The organism is Mesorhizobium sp. LSJC285A00, assembly GCF_000503155.1.
In the GTDB taxonomy this organism is placed as follows: Bacteria; Pseudomonadota; Alphaproteobacteria; order Rhizobiales; family Rhizobiaceae; genus Mesorhizobium.
In genome coordinates, this window is the sequence record NZ_AYVK01000066.1 from 1 (window position 1) to 16623 (window position 16623).

Below are 16623 nucleotides of genomic sequence, written 5' to 3' on the forward strand. Positions count from 1 at the left end.
TACGTCCAATTAGAGGCCCGAGCCTTTGTTATCGACGCGGGCCTCTTCACCAAGGCGCTTCTGACAAGCCCAACCTTGCGAACCTTTCTGCTCCGCTACGTTCACTACTTTCACCTCCAGGCAAGCTTCACCGCGCTCAGCAATGCCCGGATGAACATAGTCGACAGGCTCTCAAGATGGCTGGTGATGTGTGATGATCGCGTCGACGGGAACAGCTTTGCGATTACGCACGAGTTCTTATCAGTTATGCTCGGTGTCAGGCGGCCCGGCGTCACCATAGCGCTGCAAACCTTGGAGGGCCAAGGTCTGATACGNTCAGTTATGCTCGGTGTCAGGCGGCCCGGCGTCACCATAGCGCTGCAAACCTTGGAGGGCCAAGGTCTGATACGCTCAATGCGAGGAGAGGTAGTCATTCTTGATCGCGCGCGTCTAATTGCGCTGGCTGATGGGTCATATGGCAGGGCTGAAGCCGAATACGCTCGGCTAGTCGGCAAACTGCATTGATCGCAGGCGCCGCGGCGTCCGTAGCGCCGCGACGGTGATCGCCAACGAATGTGCTCGAACAGGAGATGGTCGATCTCCTGCATTGGAGTCACGTAAGCCGCCTAGACAGAGCCTTCACCGCCGACGTTGCGGAGCATCGGGATCCACGACGAAGCTGTCATGCCGGCACCGCTGCATGCGCCGCGCGAGGAACAAACCGCCCCTCGCCTTCGTTCAGGATCCCGAAGCACGATACGGCTGTGCACCACCTTCCGGCCACTCAAAGGAGACCCGAGACGACTCGGTCCGTAAAGGAGGTTTTCGAAGAGCATCTGAGGCTTCGCGCGGCAGGCGATATCGAGGAGGATCTCTTGGGCGCACTGCCATCTAACCTCGATTAAACAGGCACTGATGCGCTGGCTGGAGCAATGGCGAGACTCATTGCACCAGCCAAGTTCAGGGCATATGCAGACAACCGCTTTTGGCCCGGAACAGATCGATTGGCGGCATAGCCTTATCTTCCCTCACAACGGGAAGGCTGTTTCGGGACTTTTCGAAATCAGCGGATCACAGGCTCGCCATGGAAGCGGCGGCGCGATGGAGGAGAAACGCCGAAGCCAACTTCCATCATCAGCCGTGGCCTGTGCGACGGCACGGTGCCCATATGGAACCCGAACGGATCCTCGACGAAACCGAAACCGGCCTTGCCGGTCAGCGTGACCGGACTCTGCTTGCCGTAGACGTCCAGAATCTCTTGCGCTGGATGGCCGACGACAAGCGTAAATTGGTGCTTGAGGGCGCGGCGATCATGGCTGCCGCGAACATAGATATGCGGGCCGGTCCCCTCGTCGACGGGCACCAGATAGAAAAAGAACTTCAGCATCCGCCAGTCGTCCAGGTCGAAGTGGTATTTGCCGAGCGAAGCCAGGTTCTTGTCCGCGTCCGACGCCTGGCCGGTCGGGAAGCTCCACCAGACGCGCGTCGTGATCAGCGTCGCCTGGCCGCCGAGATAGTGCGCCGCGATATCCATGAGCAGCGGATCGTTTTGGATGGCAACGGCCGACTTACAGCCCAGAATGCGCTCGAAATAATGGCCGCTGAGCAACGGACGGCCAAATCGCGCCTCAGCCTCCGCATGCTCCGCCGGCATGAACTCGAGTCGGCGATCGAAATTGCCGAAACAAGGTGTGCACCTGGCGAATGCGGCTACATCTTCAGCCACCATTGCAGGCAGGACAAGGCCGGGAAAAAGCCCATCCATCCGCAGCGCGTCGACAACGTCGTGGCAATTGACACCGGCAAACATCGTGTCCTGGGCTCTTTGCGGCCTTCGGACCGGCTTTGCACCACGCCAGTGCATTCTCCGTGCCGGCATGGTGCGCGCCAACATGAACATGGGCAGCCACGCCGGGTTCTCGCGAATATCCGACAGGTAGGTCGGAATGCGTACGGCTATGCGACGCAGCATGCTGCCGTTTCGCGCGATTGTCTCAAGGCTTGCAGCGCCGGCTTTGTCGGAGTTCATAACGGTCATCGGGGTCCTCAGGTCATGAATGCACTTATCGACGAAGTTGGGTCCCGGTGTTTCGCCGAAACCCGATTCGCCGCGGAAGAACTAGGCGCTTGCCACGTTTTGTGCAACGCACCATTGCAGTGAGAAAATGGAGGTTGCGCGTTCGTATAAGACAATCGCAACCACTCCAATTACCTCAGGAACTGTCTGTAGCCGCCGCCCATCAGGTAGCGACCGCGTTGGATGGCGCGACGTACCTGATCGCGAAGATGGCCGCCTGGATGACGCCAATCTTCTTCGACACGGCGTCTCCCGAACAAGGCAATGGCGACCTCCTGATGAGATGCTCCCGCCAGCGAGCCATCCAAAGCCTGCAGTACAATACGCAGACGCGCTCCGCGGTGTTCCGGCGGAAAGCAAGCAGCTGACACGCGGCGGCAATCATTGATGTCGTTCAGGAACTGAAGGGCAGCGACATGGAACTTGAGGTGCTGCGGCTGAAGGATCGCGTCGACATATAGCCGCAACGGGCGGAGGACGGACGCACCGGAAACGGCGATCTGCAGACTCCGGCAGTTCTCCCTCAGCAGCACGTGCTGCATGCCCGCAGCTGTCAGCAGGATGTCCTTGCAGCATGAGAGCGAAGAAAGGTGAAGCGGTTCAAAATCGTGGTCGAGCCCCAGCGGCTCCGCGGCCGCTCGTAGAATACAGGCGCAATCGCGCGGATCCCAAAAGACCCTCGCCGATGTAGCGTCCGACTGTGGCGCGTCCGCGAAAAAGGAGGCTCCATTGTCTTAGGAAAGCTGATTCTGTCGTCAACTCGATTATCTTCATGTCGGCCTGGGTTCCGACAAAGCAGGCGGACGGTGCCATTTTGGCGTGGTCGCGCTGGAATTGTGGATTGCGCCGAAGAAACTCCCAGGCCCAGCCAGTGCGTGGCAATCGTCTGGCGTAGTGGTAAGCGTCCTGGCGACGCCAGTCCGGCCAGCATACAAGGCCGACCGTCGCTTCCTTGGGCAAACCAGCATCCTTCATGGCACAGGTGTCCACAATGGCGCTATGCTGACGGGCCTAGAACCGGTTGCCACAGTACCGGTCCGCTCAGACGTCCCCTGCTGCGGATGCGCAAAAGGCTCGCGTGGGAAATCTCGAGAAACCCAGCCACCGCCTCCGTTTTGCCGACGCACTTGGGTTCTCCGATGCGCGACAATGGCCACGTAGCAAGGCGGAGGATCCGCTCCATGCGCGTGTCCGTCACCGTTACGATCCGGGTCAGATCCTTGGCCAAGCCGAACTCGATCATGCCCGCGAAGAGCTCGTAGGTCGCCTGAGCCAGCCCGCCCGCTGCCTTGGGCGCCGACGGAGGAAGATCGAGCGCGAAACGACTGCTCTCCCATATGTCGGTGGTCGAGGGCACGACGTCAGCACCCAGCAGCACCGGGAAGGTGTCGCGCAACATTGTGGGTCCGGTGCTGGGCAAAAGACGCACGCAACCGCGAATTCGCCAGTCGGATCCTTTGAGGAGCAGATAGACAGGCTTGAGAGCATCAAACGGATCGGATTCCATCTGGTCTTCGGTATCAACTTCCCAATCGAGCCTTTCCTTGAACACCCGAAACCTGAGCCCGTGCATCTCTTTGAGCTCGCCTGCAAAATCACTGTAAAAGTCTGGTGCTATCAGTTGCATCATGGTCGCCTCCATGTGGGATGTGTTCCCGCCATCGAAGGGCAAAGCTGACAGCGATGCAGCCTGTAGAGGTTTACAGGTATCGTGGCTGAGAATCAGGATCTCGTCAGGCCGGAGGCAGCCATTCGTGCAACGGCTTGGTTGATCGTTCGAACGCCAAACTTTGCCTTGGCGTTTTCCAGATGAAAGGTCACGGTGCGCTTTGAGACGCCGAGAAGCTGGCTAGTATCCCAAGCCGACTTGCCGCGCGCCGCCCATTTCAGACACTCGAACTCCCGCGGGGTGAGCGTTACACCATCCACCACGCGATGATCGGCGAGCCTTCGCCGGACATGGATATGAAAGTTGATGGCCACCAGCTGCAATGCTTTTTCGTAACGTGCCAGTGACCGCAACAGAGGCGGACGGGACTCGTCGGAAGCAAAGGTCAGGGCAGCAAACCGGCCGAGATGATCATGCATGGACATCGTCAGGCCGCCGCAGATGCCAAACTCAGCCGCACTCTCTAGAATTTGTTGCTGCGAATTCGGCAGACCGTGCCGAGCGCGATCCACACCCCAATCGAATGTATCCCAGCCTTGCAGCCCGCGCAGGATGACCGGATCGAGACTGTGGTACCGCTGTTGCAGATAACGTGACGTCCAGGATGAAGGATAGTTTGAAATCAATTGGGGGGCGTCGCCGGAGGCTGACGGGTAGGTGAAATAGGCGAATAGCGGGAAGTCGAAGCCGGCTGCAGCGGAGGCCATTGCCTCACAGAGATCGGCAGCATCAACACTTGCAGACAGTTGCTCGACGAAGTTCTCAAACACGCGATGCATGTGTCCTGTGCGTAACCTCCGTAACGCTCAATGCTAGGCAGAGACCTTGTTTTAGATGATCCCGGACGAATACGGCGCGTGCCGAGAACGTGGCTAATCTGTTGAACCAATCCGAAATAGTCTGACGTTGTCTATGAGCCGTGTGCCGCCGAGCCAGGCGGCGGCAAGCAACCGTGCCGGTCGATCGAGGCTTGTTATCGGGTGCAGATCTGCCTCATCGCGAAGTTCCAGGTATTCGACCTCGCGATAGCCTGCAGCCAGAATTGCTGCGCGAGATTCTGCAAGCGTTGGCAGGATGGGTGAGCCGCGCTGAAGCCGCTCAGCCGTCTTGAGCAGGACCGATGATAGCTTGGGAGCAACAGCGCGTTCCGCTGGCGAGAGCCGCACATTGCGCGATGATAACGCAAGACCGTCGGCTTCGCGGACTGTCGGACAGGCAACAATGGTGATTGGAATATCCAGATCCCGGGCCATGCGCCTGACCAGGTGAATTTGCTGAAAGTCCTTTTCGCCAAAGAAGCCGAAGTCAGCGCTGGTCTGCAGGAAGAGCTTGGCGACGACGGTCGCCACGCCGTCGAAATGCCCCGGCCGGAATGTACCGCACAGGCCTTCGCTGACACCGCAAACCGAAACGGTGGTGGCGAAGCCCGCCGGATACATCTCCTCTGCATCTGGCGCATAAAGCAGGTGCGCGCCAACCGGTGCCAGTTTGGCGGCATCCTCGTCCTCGGTGCGGGGATACGCGGCAAGATCGGCCTGGCTGTTGAATTGCTTCGGGTTGACGAAGAGCGTCACTATCACACGGTCTGCCTTCTCGAGTGCAGCGCGCACCAGGCTGAGATGGCCCTCATGCAGGACGCCCATCGTTGGCACCAGGGCTATCCTCACACCTTCGCAGCGCCATGCGGCGACGCTTTCGCGAAGCTGGTCAACGCTCCTGACGATCGGCACGCTCACGCTGCTTCTCCGCTCTTGGTGGCGTCCGTGTCGGCGGGCTTGGGCGCATCGGCAAACACGTGCTCTGCGGCGGGAAACTGGCGCTCCTTCACCTCGCGCGCATAGGAAGCGATCGCAGCCGCAGCCGCCTCCCGGAGTTCAGCATAGCGCTTGACGAACTTGGGCCGGAAGTCGCCGAAGAGGCCCAGCATGTCGTCGACGACGAGAATCTGGCCGTCACAGGCTGCCGAGGCACCGATGCCAATGGTCGGGGTCGCCACCTCCTTGGTGATCCGGCGGGCGAGCGCCTCAGGAACCTTCTCCAGGACGACCGCAAAGGCGCCCGCTTCGCCCACCGCAATTGCGTCGCGCCTGATGCGCTCGGCATCCCCGCCCCTGCCCTGTACGCGGTAGCCACCGATGGTGTTGATGGCCTGCGGCGTCAATCCGACATGGGCCATGACGGGCACGCCGCGTGCGGCGAGGAAGCCGATCGTCTCTGCCATCGCTTCGCCGCCTTCGAGCTTGACGGCCGTGCAGCCGGTCTCGGCCATGACGCGCGCGGCATTGCGGAAAGCCTGCTCTGGGCTTTCCTCGTAGGAACCGAACGGCAGGTCGACCACCATCAGCGCCTGCTTGATGCCACGGCGCACCGCCTGGCCGTGCGTGATCATCATCTCCAGCGTGACACCGAGCGTCGAGGGCAGGCCGTGGAGAACCATGCCGACGCTGTCGCCGACGAGCACCACATCACAATGGGGATCGACAAGCCGGGCGACTGGGGTGGTGTAGGCGGTAAGGCAGACGAGCGGCGTCCCACCTTTGCGCGAACGAATATCCGGCGGTGTGATCGCCCTGGTGTCACCATAAGCGCTCATGGGACCCTCCTTCCCCTACGTTACCAGCTGCGGCTGTCGCCTTTGGCACATTTTTGTGCAGGTGCGAAGAGCAAAAAAATGGCCATGCAGCTGCGGGGTGTTGACGTGCCAATTGGCACGCTTACACTAAATCGATTAAGGTGCCCCCGAGTTGGCCAAATAATGGACGATCAGGCAATAGGACTCAGGAAAGACAGAGCCGCCGGCAAGGCCGACAACGTCAAAGTGGACTTGATCGCCTTTGTGGTCGCCGTAAACGGCAGTCAACCCTGTGTCCTCACCATCGGCCAGGCGGACACCTTGCCCTCCGGTCCCTTTGCGCTTGAGCACCGATCGCTGCAATCCGGCTTGAGGGGGTGGGTCGAGCAGCAAACCGGCCATCGGCTGGGGTACATTGAGCAACTCTACACGTTCGCGGATCGGGATCGCATCGGCGCCGAGCGCCAGCAGCGCGTCATCTCCATCAGCTATCTCGCATTGACGCGCAAGGAACAGGCAGCGGGCTCGCCCAAGTGCGGATGGCAGAGTTGGTATGAATATTTTCCATGGGAGGACCACCGCTCCGGCACGCCTGCGGTCGTGCTGGACGTTCTGCGGCCGCGCCTGATCGAATGGGCAAACGGGGTTGGCGATTCGGCCACGCGACGTGAACGCTGGCAGCGGGCGACGATAGCCTTTGGCTTCGACGACCGCCTTTGGAACGAGGAACTCACGCTTCAACGCTATGAGTTAGTCTACGAAGCAGGCCTGGTCCAAGAGGCCGTAAGAGGGCGGGACGCAGGACCCCCGCCGCTGGTGCCCAGCAAGTCCATGGTCGCCGATCATCGCCGCATCGTGGCGACCGGCATTGCGCGGCTGCGCTCCAAGATCAAATACCGCCCAGTCGTCTTTGAGCTGATGCCGCCGGTCTTCACGCTTTTGCAGCTGCAGCGAACCGTGGAGGCGCTCGCCGGCAGGCTCATCCACAAGCCGAACTTTCGCCGACTGATCGAACAGCAGGAGCTGGTCGAGGAGACCGGAGAGGCCACCACTGAGACCGGCGGCCGGCCAGCGAAGCTTTTCCGTTTCCGCCACGCCGTTCTCGACGATAGGCTCATCGCCGGGACAAAATTGCCGCTGGCGCGGGGTTGACATCCCTTATACTCACAGCAAGTATATGCTGGTTATTTTCAGTTAGAGTATAAGCGGGAGGGGGTCGATGGGCGCCATGCTGCCTACGGCCGCGTTGCTCTACGAGCGCGTCCGACGAGTGATCCCGCCGATTGAATGGCCGGCTTTCGCCGAGGATATCGAGGCGATCCTTGCGCTGAAGCGCGAGCGCAACGCGATCATCCTGGCGCACAATTATCAGACGCCCGAGATCTTCCACTGCGTGGCCGACATCGTCGGCGACAGCTTGGCACTAGCCCGCACGGCTGCGACGGTCGAGGCGCAAGTCATCGTGCTGGCCGGCGTCCATTTCATGGCCGAAACGGCCAAGCTCCTCAATCCGGGCAAGACCGTGCTCATTCCGGATCTCAGCGCCGGTTGCTCGTTGGCGGACTCAATCACGGCAGAAGACGTGCGCTTGATGCGCCAGCGTTATCCCGGCGTTCCGATCATCACTTATGTAAATACGTCCGCCGAAGTGAAGGCCGAGTCGGATATCTGCTGTACATCCGGCAACGCCAAGGCGGTCGTCGAATCCCTTGGGGTTCTCCGGGTGATCATGTTGCCGGACGAATATCTGGCCCAGAATATCGCCGCTCAGACAGATGTGCAGATCATCGCCTGGAAAGGGCGTTGCGAGGTGCATGAGCGCTTTACACCGGCCGACATCCGCGAGTTGCGCGAAAGCCATCCCGGCGTGGTCGTGCTCGCCCATCCCGAATGCCCGCCCGACGTCGTGGCTGAAGCAGATTTTTCCGGCTCGACGGCTGCCATGTCCGACTATGTCGAAAGGCAAAGGCCGCCACGTGTCGTGCTGATGACGGAATGCTCAATGAGCGACAACGTCGCGTTAGCGCACCCAGAGGTCGAGTTCATCCGGCCCTGCAATTTGTGCCCGCATATGAAGCGGATCACGCTTGCCAACATCCGCACGGCGCTCGAGCAGAACCACCATGTCGTAACCGTCGAACCCGGGATCGCCGGGCGCGCGCGGCTAGCGGTCGAACGGATGCTGGCAGTTTGAGCGCCGACCTCCGCAGCTTCTTCGGGCGGCCCATCATCATCGGCGGCGGCATCGCCGGACTGATGACCGCGCTTCAACTGTCGCCGGAGCCGGTGCTTCTTCTGTCAAGGTCGCTGCTGGGAGCTGACAACTCGAGCACCTGGGCCCAGGGGGGCCTGGCTGCAAGTTTCGGCGAAGACGACGATCCGGCAATGCACCTGGCCGATACGATTGCCGCCGGGGATGGTCTCTGCGACAGAGACGTGGCGAGCCGCATACTCCAAGCCGCGCCCAAGGCCATAGAGGGGCTTGCGGGCTTTGGGGTTCGCTTTGACCGCAGGCCGGAAGGATCACTGTGCCTCGGATTGGAGGCCGCACACAGCCGACGTCGCATCGTTCATGCGCATGGGGACGGCACCGGGCGTGAGATCATGCGTGCGCTGATCGCGGCTGTGCGTTCCACTCCGTCGATAGTTGTCGTGGAGGGCGTGGAAGCGCGCCGGCTCGCAGTGCGAGAGAATGCGATCCGAGGCGTCTGGGCGAGCTGTTCGATCGCACCTTTCTTCTTCGGCTCACGGCGGGTGGTTCTCGCCACCGGTGGCATCGGGGGACTGTTTCTCGACACCACGAACCCTTGGGGCAGTTGCGGACAAGGCCTTGCGCTTGCGGCCCGCGCTGGAGCTGTCCTAGCCGACCTCGAATTCATTCAGTTCCACCCGACCGCGCTTGACGGCCCAGAACGCCCTATGGCGCTGGTCAGCGAGGCTGTGCGAGGCGAAGGTGCTGCCCTGATCGATGAAACCGGCCAGGCTTTTCTCCAGAGCGTGCCCGGGGCGGAACTTGCGCCTCGCGATGTCTTGGCCCGCGCCGTGTGGAACCATCTTGCGGACGGCCACCATGTTTTTCTCGATGCCCGACAACGGCCAGGCCCGGCATTCGCTCGACATTTCCCGACAATCGCATCAGCCTGCCTTGGAGCGGGCATCAATCCCGCGCGCGATCTCATCCCCATTCGTCCGGCCCAACACTACCACATGGGTGGCGTTGCCGTGGACAGCTCGGGCAGGACCTCCGTCAAGGGGCTGTGGGCCTGCGGCGAAGTCGCTTCGACAGGACTGCATGGCGCCAACAGGCTCGCCAGCAATTCCTTGACGGAGGCAATCGTGTGCGCCCGCTGGGTCGCTGAAAGCGTCGCCGGAACGCCTGCGCGCAGAACAAGGCCTGCGTTTGCGAACGTTTACCCACCGCCCGCTCCGATAGCCGTGCGCGTTTTTCTGTCGCGCGCACTCGGCATCGTCCGGGATGGTCAAGCGTTGAAAGCAGCCGCGCGTGCCTTATTGCCGCTCGCCGAAAGCAAGGATGCGGTCTCGGATCCGGCGGCTGTCGGGCTAATGATTGCTGTTGCCGCCTTGTTGCGCGAAGAAAGCCGCGGCGCTCATTACCGGACAGATTTTCCTCATCATGCGACTGCCGCCCGACGGTCCGAAATCACGCTCGAAGCCGCCTTGGCGGCTGCGCGGGAACTCGGACACTCGCCAAGCTCCGAAGGTGCAAAGGGATGATGCTCTCACCGCTCCCCACGGTCCTGCTTGAGCCGCTTGTACGGGCATCTCTTCTTGAAGACCTTGGCAGAGCCGGCGACTTGACCACGGACGCCATCGTCCCGAAGGAATGCCAAGCGGGAACCGTGTTGGTGGCGCGACAGTCCGGAGTTGTCGCCGGCATCGATCTGGCGATGCTCGCTTTCGGCTTGATTGATCCTGGTGTCGAAATCTCCGTGGAGCGGGCAGACGGCTGCAATGTCGTGGATGGAGAGGTCATTGCATCAGTGGTTGGCCCGGCCCGGGCCATTCTCACAGCCGAAAGGACGGCACTCAATTTTTTGTGCCATCTGAGCGGCATCGCCACAGCAACGGCATCGATGGTCGCTGCGGTTCGTGGATATGGCGCGAAGATCGTCTGCACCCGCAAGACGACGCCCGGATTGCGGGCAGTCGAAAAGTATGCCGTGCGCGCAGGTGGCGGGTCCAATCACCGCTTCGGCCTGGACGATGCAATTTTGATCAAGGACAACCACATCGCCATCGCAGGCGGCGTCCGGCCAGCGCTCGAGCGAGCACGAAGAGCGGCCGGTCATCTCGTCAAGATCGAAGTCGAGGTCGATACTCTGGCCCAGTTGGAGGAGGTACTTGGCTTCGCTCCCGATGCGGTTCTGCTCGACAACATGTCCCTCCCCGATCTTCGCCGCGCCGTCGCAATGGTCGGTGGCCGCGCTATCACCGAGGCTTCTGGCGGGATCACGTCGCATACAGCGCGAGCGGTTGCCGCGACCGGCGTTGATCTGATTTCGGTCGGCCGACTCATCCACAGCGCGCCGATCCTGGATATCGGCCTCGACCATCGGGGCTCATGATTGTCTGAGTAACGAACAGGATTGGGTCAACTGTCCTTTCCGATCATCATAGTCAGATAGCAAAGACCCGCAAGACAGACCGGAGGAACAGCATGGAGATGCAAACGGCAAGTTCAACGCAGACACCGCCACAGGCCAAATCTCTTGACCCCCCTGACCCTGGAGCGTGGACCTTGGAGAAGGCTCAGGCACTTTACCATGCCCCCTTCAACAATCTCCTCTTCCTGGCGCAAACGGTGCACCGCCAGAATTTCGATCCAAACAAGGTCCAGCTCAGCCGGCTGCTCAGCATCAAGACCGGAGGATGCCCGGAGGATTGTGGCTATTGCAGCCAGTCGGCGCGTCACGAAACCGGGTTGGAGGCGTCCAAGCTGATGGATGTCAGGCGCGTCATCGCCGAAGCGACCAAGGCGCGTGATGCCGGCGCCACCCGTTATTGCATGGGCGCGGCCTGGCGAAACCCGAAGGCGCGCGACATGGATGCGGTGGTGGCGATGGTCGAAGGCGTCAAGGCGCTGGGCCTGGAGACCTGCATGACACTCGGCATGCTCGATCTTGAGCAAGCCGCTCGACTGAAGCAGGCGGGCCTCGACTACTACAACCACAACATCGATACGTCAGAACGCTACTATAGCGAGATCATCGGTACGCGGAGCTTTGCCGAGCGGCTCGAGACGCTTGACCACGTTCGCAAATCCGGCATCAAGGTCTGCTGTGGAGGCATTGTCGGCATGGGCGAGGAGCCGGTGGACCGGATCGACATGCTGGTGACGCTGGCCAATCTGCCGGAACATCCGCAAAGCGTTCCGATCAACATGCTGATCCCGATCGCCGGTACGCCGCTTGCAGACGCCAAGCCCATTGAGCCGATCGAATTCGTGCGCGTGATCGCGCTGGCGCGCATCATGATGCCGAAATCGCATGTCCGTCTGTCCGCCGGCCGCACCGCGATGACTGACGAGATGCAGGCGCTGTGCTTTTTTGCCGGCGCCAACTCGATCTTCTTCGGCGACACGCTGCTGACGGCGGACAATCCCGGTGAGGACAAGGATACCCTGCTGTTCCGGCGCCTTGGCATCGATCCGATGGAACTCGAGGCGCAATGAACGGGGCGCCGCTTGCCCGTTATGATGCGACCTTGCAGGGGCTAGCGCGCAAGGACCGGCTGCGGACGCTTTCGCCCCGCGCCGGGCTGGACTTCTCGTCGAACGACTATCTCGGGCTGGCCGCGTCCAGAAGACTTGGCGATGCGGTTGTGGCGGCGATTGCGCGGGGCACGCCGGTTGGCGCCACCGGGTCGCGGCTGTTGCGCGGCAATGCACCGGAACACGAGCAGCTCGAGGCAGACGCGGCGGCATTCTTTGGAGCCGACCGCGCGCTGTTCTTCGGCAGCGGCTACATCGCCAACTTCGCTCTGCTGAGCGCCCTGCCGCAGAAGGGCGATCTTTTGGTTGTCGATGAGCTCGCCCATGCCAGCATGCATGAGGGTGCGCAGGCCGGGCGCGCACAGTTCGTGCTGGCCGCGCACAACGACGCCACCGCTGTCGAGGATGCGATTACACGTTGGCGCGTCGCAGGCGGCATGGGATGCGTCTGGATCGCGGTGGAAAGCCTTTACAGCATGGATGGCGACTGCGCGCCTTTGGAGAGCCTGGTCGCACTTGCCGATCGGCACGGCGCATTCATCGTCATTGATGAGGCGCATGCCACCGGCGTCTGGGGACCGGATGGCCGGGGGCTTGCCGCCGCTTTCGAGGGCCGCGACAACATCATAGCGCTCCACACCTGCGGCAAGGCGCTCGGCGCATCTGGTGGGCTCGTCACCGGGCCGAGGGCACTGTGCGAATATCTGATCAACCGTTGCCGGCCATTCATCTACGCAACCGCGCCATCGCCACTGATGGCGGTCGTGGCGCGCGAGGCACTCGCAATGCTCGCCGACGAGCCTATGCGGCGTGTTCAGCTGCATGAACGCGTCGCCAGCGCCGGCCGGTTGGTCAATCGCTGGGGTGTGACACCAAGTGGCTCTCAGATCCAGCCCTTAGTAATCGGCGATGTCAGGCGCACCATGGCAGTGGCGGCGCGCCTGCAGGCCCGCGGCTTCGACATACGCGGCGTTCGTCCTCCGACCGTGCCCGAGGGCACGTCGCGGCTGCGCATCTCACTGACGCTCAATATTGGCGAAGCCGACATTTCCGCCATGGTCGAGGCGCTGGTCGAGGTGTTGGCCGAAACATCACCGGAGGCGATATGACCCAACGCATCGTCATCACCGGAACGGATACCGGAGTTGGCAAGACCGTGTTTGCGGCTGGGCTCGCCGGTTTGCTGGACGGCTTTTACTGGAAACCGGTGCAATCGGGCCTCGACGGCGAGACCGACAGCGAGGTTGTCGCGCGGCTTGCCGGCTTGCCCTCAGAGCGCGTGCTGCCGGAAGCCTACCGCTTGCGGAGCCCGCTGTCGCCGCATCGTTCGGCCGAGATCGACGGCGTGGCGATCAAGGCTGCCGATCTTGCTTTTCCCGTCCTACCGACGCCGCTCGTCATCGAAGGCTCCGGCGGCCTAATGGTGCCGCTCAACCGGCGCACAAGGTTAATCGACATCTTCGCTGAATGGCGGCTGCCCGTTATTCTGTGCGCCCGCACCACACTCGGCACCATCAACCACACCTTGCTATCGGTCGAGGCGCTCCGCGCCCGCTCCATCCCGTTGGCGGGCATCGCTTTCATCGGCGATGAGATGGCCGATACGCAACGGACCATCGTGGAATTCAGCGGTGCCCCGCAGCTCGGCAGGCTGCCGCACCTCGATGTGCTGACGGGGAAAACACTGAGGGACGCAATGGTTGCCGGCTTCGCCTTCGCCTCGATTACTGGAGGTGACTGATGTCGCAGTCTCATGTGTGGCATCCCTTCACCCAGCACGCACTCGAGCCTGCGATCCCAGAAATCGTCCTGACTGAGGGCGCCTATCTCCACAGGGCCGACGGCGCCCGCATCCTGGACGCCATCTCCTCCTGGTGGGTCGTCACACATGGCCACCGCCATCCCCGCATCATGAAGGCAATCGAGACAACCGCGTCGAGCCTCGACCAGATTATCTTTGCGGGCTTCACGCACGAGCCGGCAGAGCGCTTGGCCAAGGCGCTTGTCGGCCTCGCTCCCGCTGGACTCGACTGGGTGTTCTATTCCGACAGTGGCTCGACCTCAGTCGAAGTCGCGCTGAAGATGGCGCTCGGTTATTTCCGCAACATCGGCGCGCCGCGCTCGCGCATCGTCGTCATGGAGCACAGCTATCATGGTGACACGATTGGAACGATGAGCGTCGGTGCGCGTGGCGTGTTCAACGCCGCCTATGAACCCTTGCTGTTCGAGGTCGACATCATCCCCTTTCCGGCCGCGGGGCACGAGCAGGAGACGCTGGATCGTTTCGAGGCTGTGACCCGCGATCGACGAGCCGCAGCCTTGATCGTCGAGCCGCTGGTGCTGGGCGCCGGCGGCATGCTGATGTATCCAGCATCGGTTCTGGCCGAATTGAAGAAGATCACTGAGGCCTCCGGCTCGCTGCTGATCGCCGACGAGGTGATGACCGGCTGGGGACGCACCGGAACCATGTTCGCCTGCGAGCAGGCATCGATTTCTCCAGATATCCTGTGCACCTCCAAAGGCTTGACCGGCGGCACCATCCCGCTGGCCGTAACGCTTGTCACCGATGCCATCTTCCGGGCGCACTATTCCGAGGACCGGAAGAAGACGTTTTTCCATTCGAGCTCCTACACCGCCAATCCGATTGCCTGTGCGGCAGCACTCGCCAATGTCGAGATCTGGCGCGACGAGCCAGTGGCCGGGCGGATCACGGCCTTGAGCGTGATGCAGGCCGTCGGGCTGCAACGCTTTCGGGACAATCCATATTTTGCCGACTGTCGAGCCACGGGAACGATCGCGGCGCTCGACCTGCGAACCGGTTCAGCAGGTTATCTCGCCGAGATTGGTCCGAAGCTGCGCGCTTTCTTCCTCGAGCGCGGCCTACTTGTGCGCCCGCTCGGCAATGTCCTCTACCTTCTGCCACCCTATTGCATCGCAGGCGACGAGCTCGAACGACTATATGACGCCATCGAGGAGGCCGGGGAACGCTTCGGGTCAAGGCCATGAGCAAGTCGTCGCGCATTCTCGGACTTGGCCATCGCGTGCCTGGGCGCAAGGTGGCTAATGGCGAGATCGAGAGCAATCTCGGCCTCGAGCCGGGCTGGATCGAAAGGCGTACCGGAATCCGTTCGCGCTTCTGGGCAACGGACGAAGACACGCTGTCGGGTCTTGCCACCCGGGCTGGCGACATGGCGCTGGTGAACGCCGGTATTGCGCGCCACGACATCGGTCTGCTGTTGCTTGCCACCTCGACGCCCGACCATCTTCTGCCGCCAAGCGCGCCGCTGGTCGCACACAAGCTTGGCCTTGGCCGCGCAGGCGCGGTCGATCTGACCGGCGCCTGCGCCGGCTTCATCTATGCGCTCATGTTTGCGGACGGGTTCACCCGCCTGCATGGCAAACCAGCGCTGGTCATCGCCGCCAACATCCTCAGCCGCCGCATCAATCCAGCCGAGCGCGCGAGCTCAGTCTTGTTCGCCGATGCCGCCGGCGCCCTGGTGATCGGTCAGTGCGATGATGCTGATCGGGGCATTCTCGGCGCCTCGGTGGCTTCGGACGGCTCGCGCTACGGGCTGATCCAGATTCCCGCAGGAGGAAGCAACACGCCGTTCCATGGCGACCTCGACCTCGGGCAGACCCGGATGACGATGACCGACGGGCCCGAAGTGTTCGCAAAGGCCGTCGAGATGATGACCGATTGCTCGACAGCCGCGCTAGCCACTGCGGGAGTGCGGCCACACAATGTCGGCCGGTTTGTGCCGCATCAGGCCAATACTCGGATTTTCGGCGCGGTCGGAAGAAACCTCGGCATTGCGGACCAAGCAATTGTCAAGACGATTGCCGAATACGGCAACTCTTCGGCCGCGACGGTCCCGCTGTCGCTCTCGCTCGCCAACCAGATGAAGCCATTCCAGCCAGGAGAGAAAATCCTTCTGGCGGCGGCGGGTGCGGGTCTCAGCGGCGGCGCTCTCGTGGTTGGAATCTAGCCGGCCGGCTCACGCGCGCAGGATTGGTCATGAATGGCAATAGGAGCAACAGAACCAATGCCAAAAAATGGCCTTCTGAAGCTCGACATGACCAAGCTGACGCAGCACGACCCGTGCGAGCCTCTGGATGAGTTCAAATGCAACACCCGTTGCACCAATCGTACCATCTGAATAAAGCTCAATTACAAAGGGTGAGCCGCCCCATATATGTCGGATACCCGACATTGTTCACATAAAAGGCTCGATGCTTACACGCTCTTTGCTGGCTGCTCTTTGCTGTCTTCTCTTTTCTCTTTGCTCTTTGCTCTTCGGTCTTGACTAGCAGGAGCCTGCGGCTTATCTCATTGCCGCGTTAGCACTCGCTTCGGCTGAGTGCTAGGCATGCTCCGGCAACGGAGCACCGTTCAACATCCGCACCAAGGAAATCCAAAAATGGCAAAGTCGAATTTCCGGCCGCTGCATGACCGCGTGGTCGTACGCCGGGTCGAATCCGAATCCAAGACCGCCGGCGGGATCATCATCCCGGATACGGCGAAGGAAAAGCCGCAGGAAGGCGAGATCATCGCCGTCGGCTCCGGCGCTCGCGACGAAGCCGGCAAGCTGGTCCCG

General features: G+C 61.7%; 17 protein-coding genes. 11 read left to right on the forward strand and 6 right to left on the reverse strand.

Annotated elements, in window-relative coordinates; all coding sequences use genetic code 11:
* Positions 1-504, forward strand: a 504-nt coding sequence (locus X726_RS138540) for a Crp/Fnr family transcriptional regulator (RefSeq protein WP_023673627.1), incomplete at its 5' end; no start/stop codon positions are given.
* Between the two features lie 538 nt (positions 505-1042).
* On the opposite strand, the gene X726_RS138535 is transcribed toward X726_RS138540, so the two are convergent.
* The 6 genes from X726_RS138535 to panB all read right to left on the reverse strand — a co-directional run bounded on the left by X726_RS138535 (position 1043) and on the right by panB (position 6318).
* Positions 1043-2017, reverse strand: coding sequence for a hypothetical protein (locus X726_RS138535; protein WP_023708080.1), 975 nt, complete (start codon positions 2015-2017; stop codon positions 1043-1045).
* A gap of 170 nt (positions 2018-2187) precedes the next feature.
* Positions 2188-2598, reverse strand: a complete 411-nt coding sequence (locus tag X726_RS138530) for a DUF2285 domain-containing protein (protein ID WP_023673629.1) — start codon at positions 2596-2598, stop codon at positions 2188-2190.
* Between the two features lie 455 nt (positions 2599-3053).
* A complete protein-coding gene (locus X726_RS138525) occupies positions 3054-3686 on the reverse strand; it encodes an acyl-homoserine-lactone synthase (protein WP_023707030.1) in 633 nt (210 codons plus the stop codon).
* Positions 3687-3778: 92 nt separating this feature from the next.
* Positions 3779-4504: a LuxR family transcriptional regulator gene (locus X726_RS138520; protein WP_023673631.1), complete on the reverse strand. Its 726-nt coding sequence runs from the start codon at positions 4502-4504 to the stop codon at positions 3779-3781.
* Positions 4505-4597: 93 nt separating this feature from the next.
* On the reverse strand, positions 4598-5461 hold the full coding sequence (panC, locus tag X726_RS138515; RefSeq protein WP_023673632.1) for a pantoate--beta-alanine ligase: 864 nt from the start codon (positions 5459-5461) through the stop codon (positions 4598-4600).
* Positions 5458-6318: a 3-methyl-2-oxobutanoate hydroxymethyltransferase gene (gene panB, locus X726_RS138510; protein WP_023707031.1), complete on the reverse strand. Its 861-nt coding sequence runs from the start codon at positions 6316-6318 to the stop codon at positions 5458-5460. Before panB ends, panC begins: the two co-directional genes overlap by 4 nt.
* A gap of 162 nt (positions 6319-6480) precedes the next feature.
* On the opposite strand from panB, the gene X726_RS138505 reads away from it, so the two are divergent.
* The 10 genes from X726_RS138505 to X726_RS138460 form a co-directional block, all read left to right on the forward strand.
* On the forward strand, positions 6481-7449 hold the full coding sequence (locus tag X726_RS138505) for a membrane protein (RefSeq protein ID WP_023673634.1): 969 nt from the start codon (positions 6481-6483) through the stop codon (positions 7447-7449).
* A 67-nt stretch (positions 7450-7516) separates the two neighbouring features.
* Positions 7517-8491, forward strand: a complete 975-nt coding sequence (gene nadA, locus X726_RS138500) for a quinolinate synthase NadA (RefSeq protein WP_023673635.1) — start codon at positions 7517-7519, stop codon at positions 8489-8491.
* Positions 8488-10032, forward strand: a complete 1545-nt coding sequence (locus X726_RS138495) for an L-aspartate oxidase (protein ID WP_023673636.1) — start codon at positions 8488-8490, stop codon at positions 10030-10032. The genes nadA and X726_RS138495 overlap by 4 nt, the downstream gene beginning before the upstream one ends.
* Positions 10029-10883 carry a carboxylating nicotinate-nucleotide diphosphorylase gene (nadC, locus tag X726_RS138490; protein ID WP_023673637.1) on the forward strand — a complete coding sequence of 285 codons (855 nt, stop codon included), beginning with the start codon at positions 10029-10031 and terminating at the stop codon, positions 10881-10883. Before X726_RS138495 ends, nadC begins: the two co-directional genes overlap by 4 nt.
* A 92-nt stretch (positions 10884-10975) precedes the next feature.
* The gene (gene bioB, locus X726_RS138485) at positions 10976-11989 is read left to right on the forward strand and encodes a biotin synthase BioB (RefSeq protein WP_031203143.1); all 1014 of its coding nucleotides are present in this window, start codon (positions 10976-10978) and stop codon (positions 11987-11989) included.
* The gene (locus tag X726_RS138480) at positions 11986-13137 is read left to right on the forward strand and encodes an 8-amino-7-oxononanoate synthase (RefSeq protein WP_023673639.1); all 1152 of its coding nucleotides are present in this window, start codon (positions 11986-11988) and stop codon (positions 13135-13137) included. The genes bioB and X726_RS138480 overlap by 4 nt, the downstream gene beginning before the upstream one ends.
* Positions 13134-13769 (forward strand): dethiobiotin synthase, encoded by a 636-nt coding sequence (gene bioD / locus X726_RS138475; protein WP_023673640.1) that lies wholly within the window; start codon positions 13134-13136, stop codon positions 13767-13769. Before X726_RS138480 ends, bioD begins: the two co-directional genes overlap by 4 nt.
* Positions 13769-15034 carry an adenosylmethionine--8-amino-7-oxononanoate transaminase gene (locus X726_RS138470; RefSeq protein WP_023673641.1) on the forward strand — a complete coding sequence of 422 codons (1266 nt, stop codon included), beginning with the start codon at positions 13769-13771 and terminating at the stop codon, positions 15032-15034. Before bioD ends, X726_RS138470 begins: the two co-directional genes overlap by 1 nt.
* The gene (locus X726_RS138465; RefSeq protein ID WP_023673642.1) at positions 15031-16014 is read left to right on the forward strand and encodes a beta-ketoacyl-ACP synthase III; all 984 of its coding nucleotides are present in this window, start codon (positions 15031-15033) and stop codon (positions 16012-16014) included. The genes X726_RS138470 and X726_RS138465 overlap by 4 nt, the downstream gene beginning before the upstream one ends.
* A 432-nt stretch (positions 16015-16446) precedes the next feature.
* Positions 16447-16623 (forward strand): co-chaperone GroES (locus X726_RS138460; protein WP_023673644.1); only part of this gene is annotated, 177 nt, incomplete at its 3' end.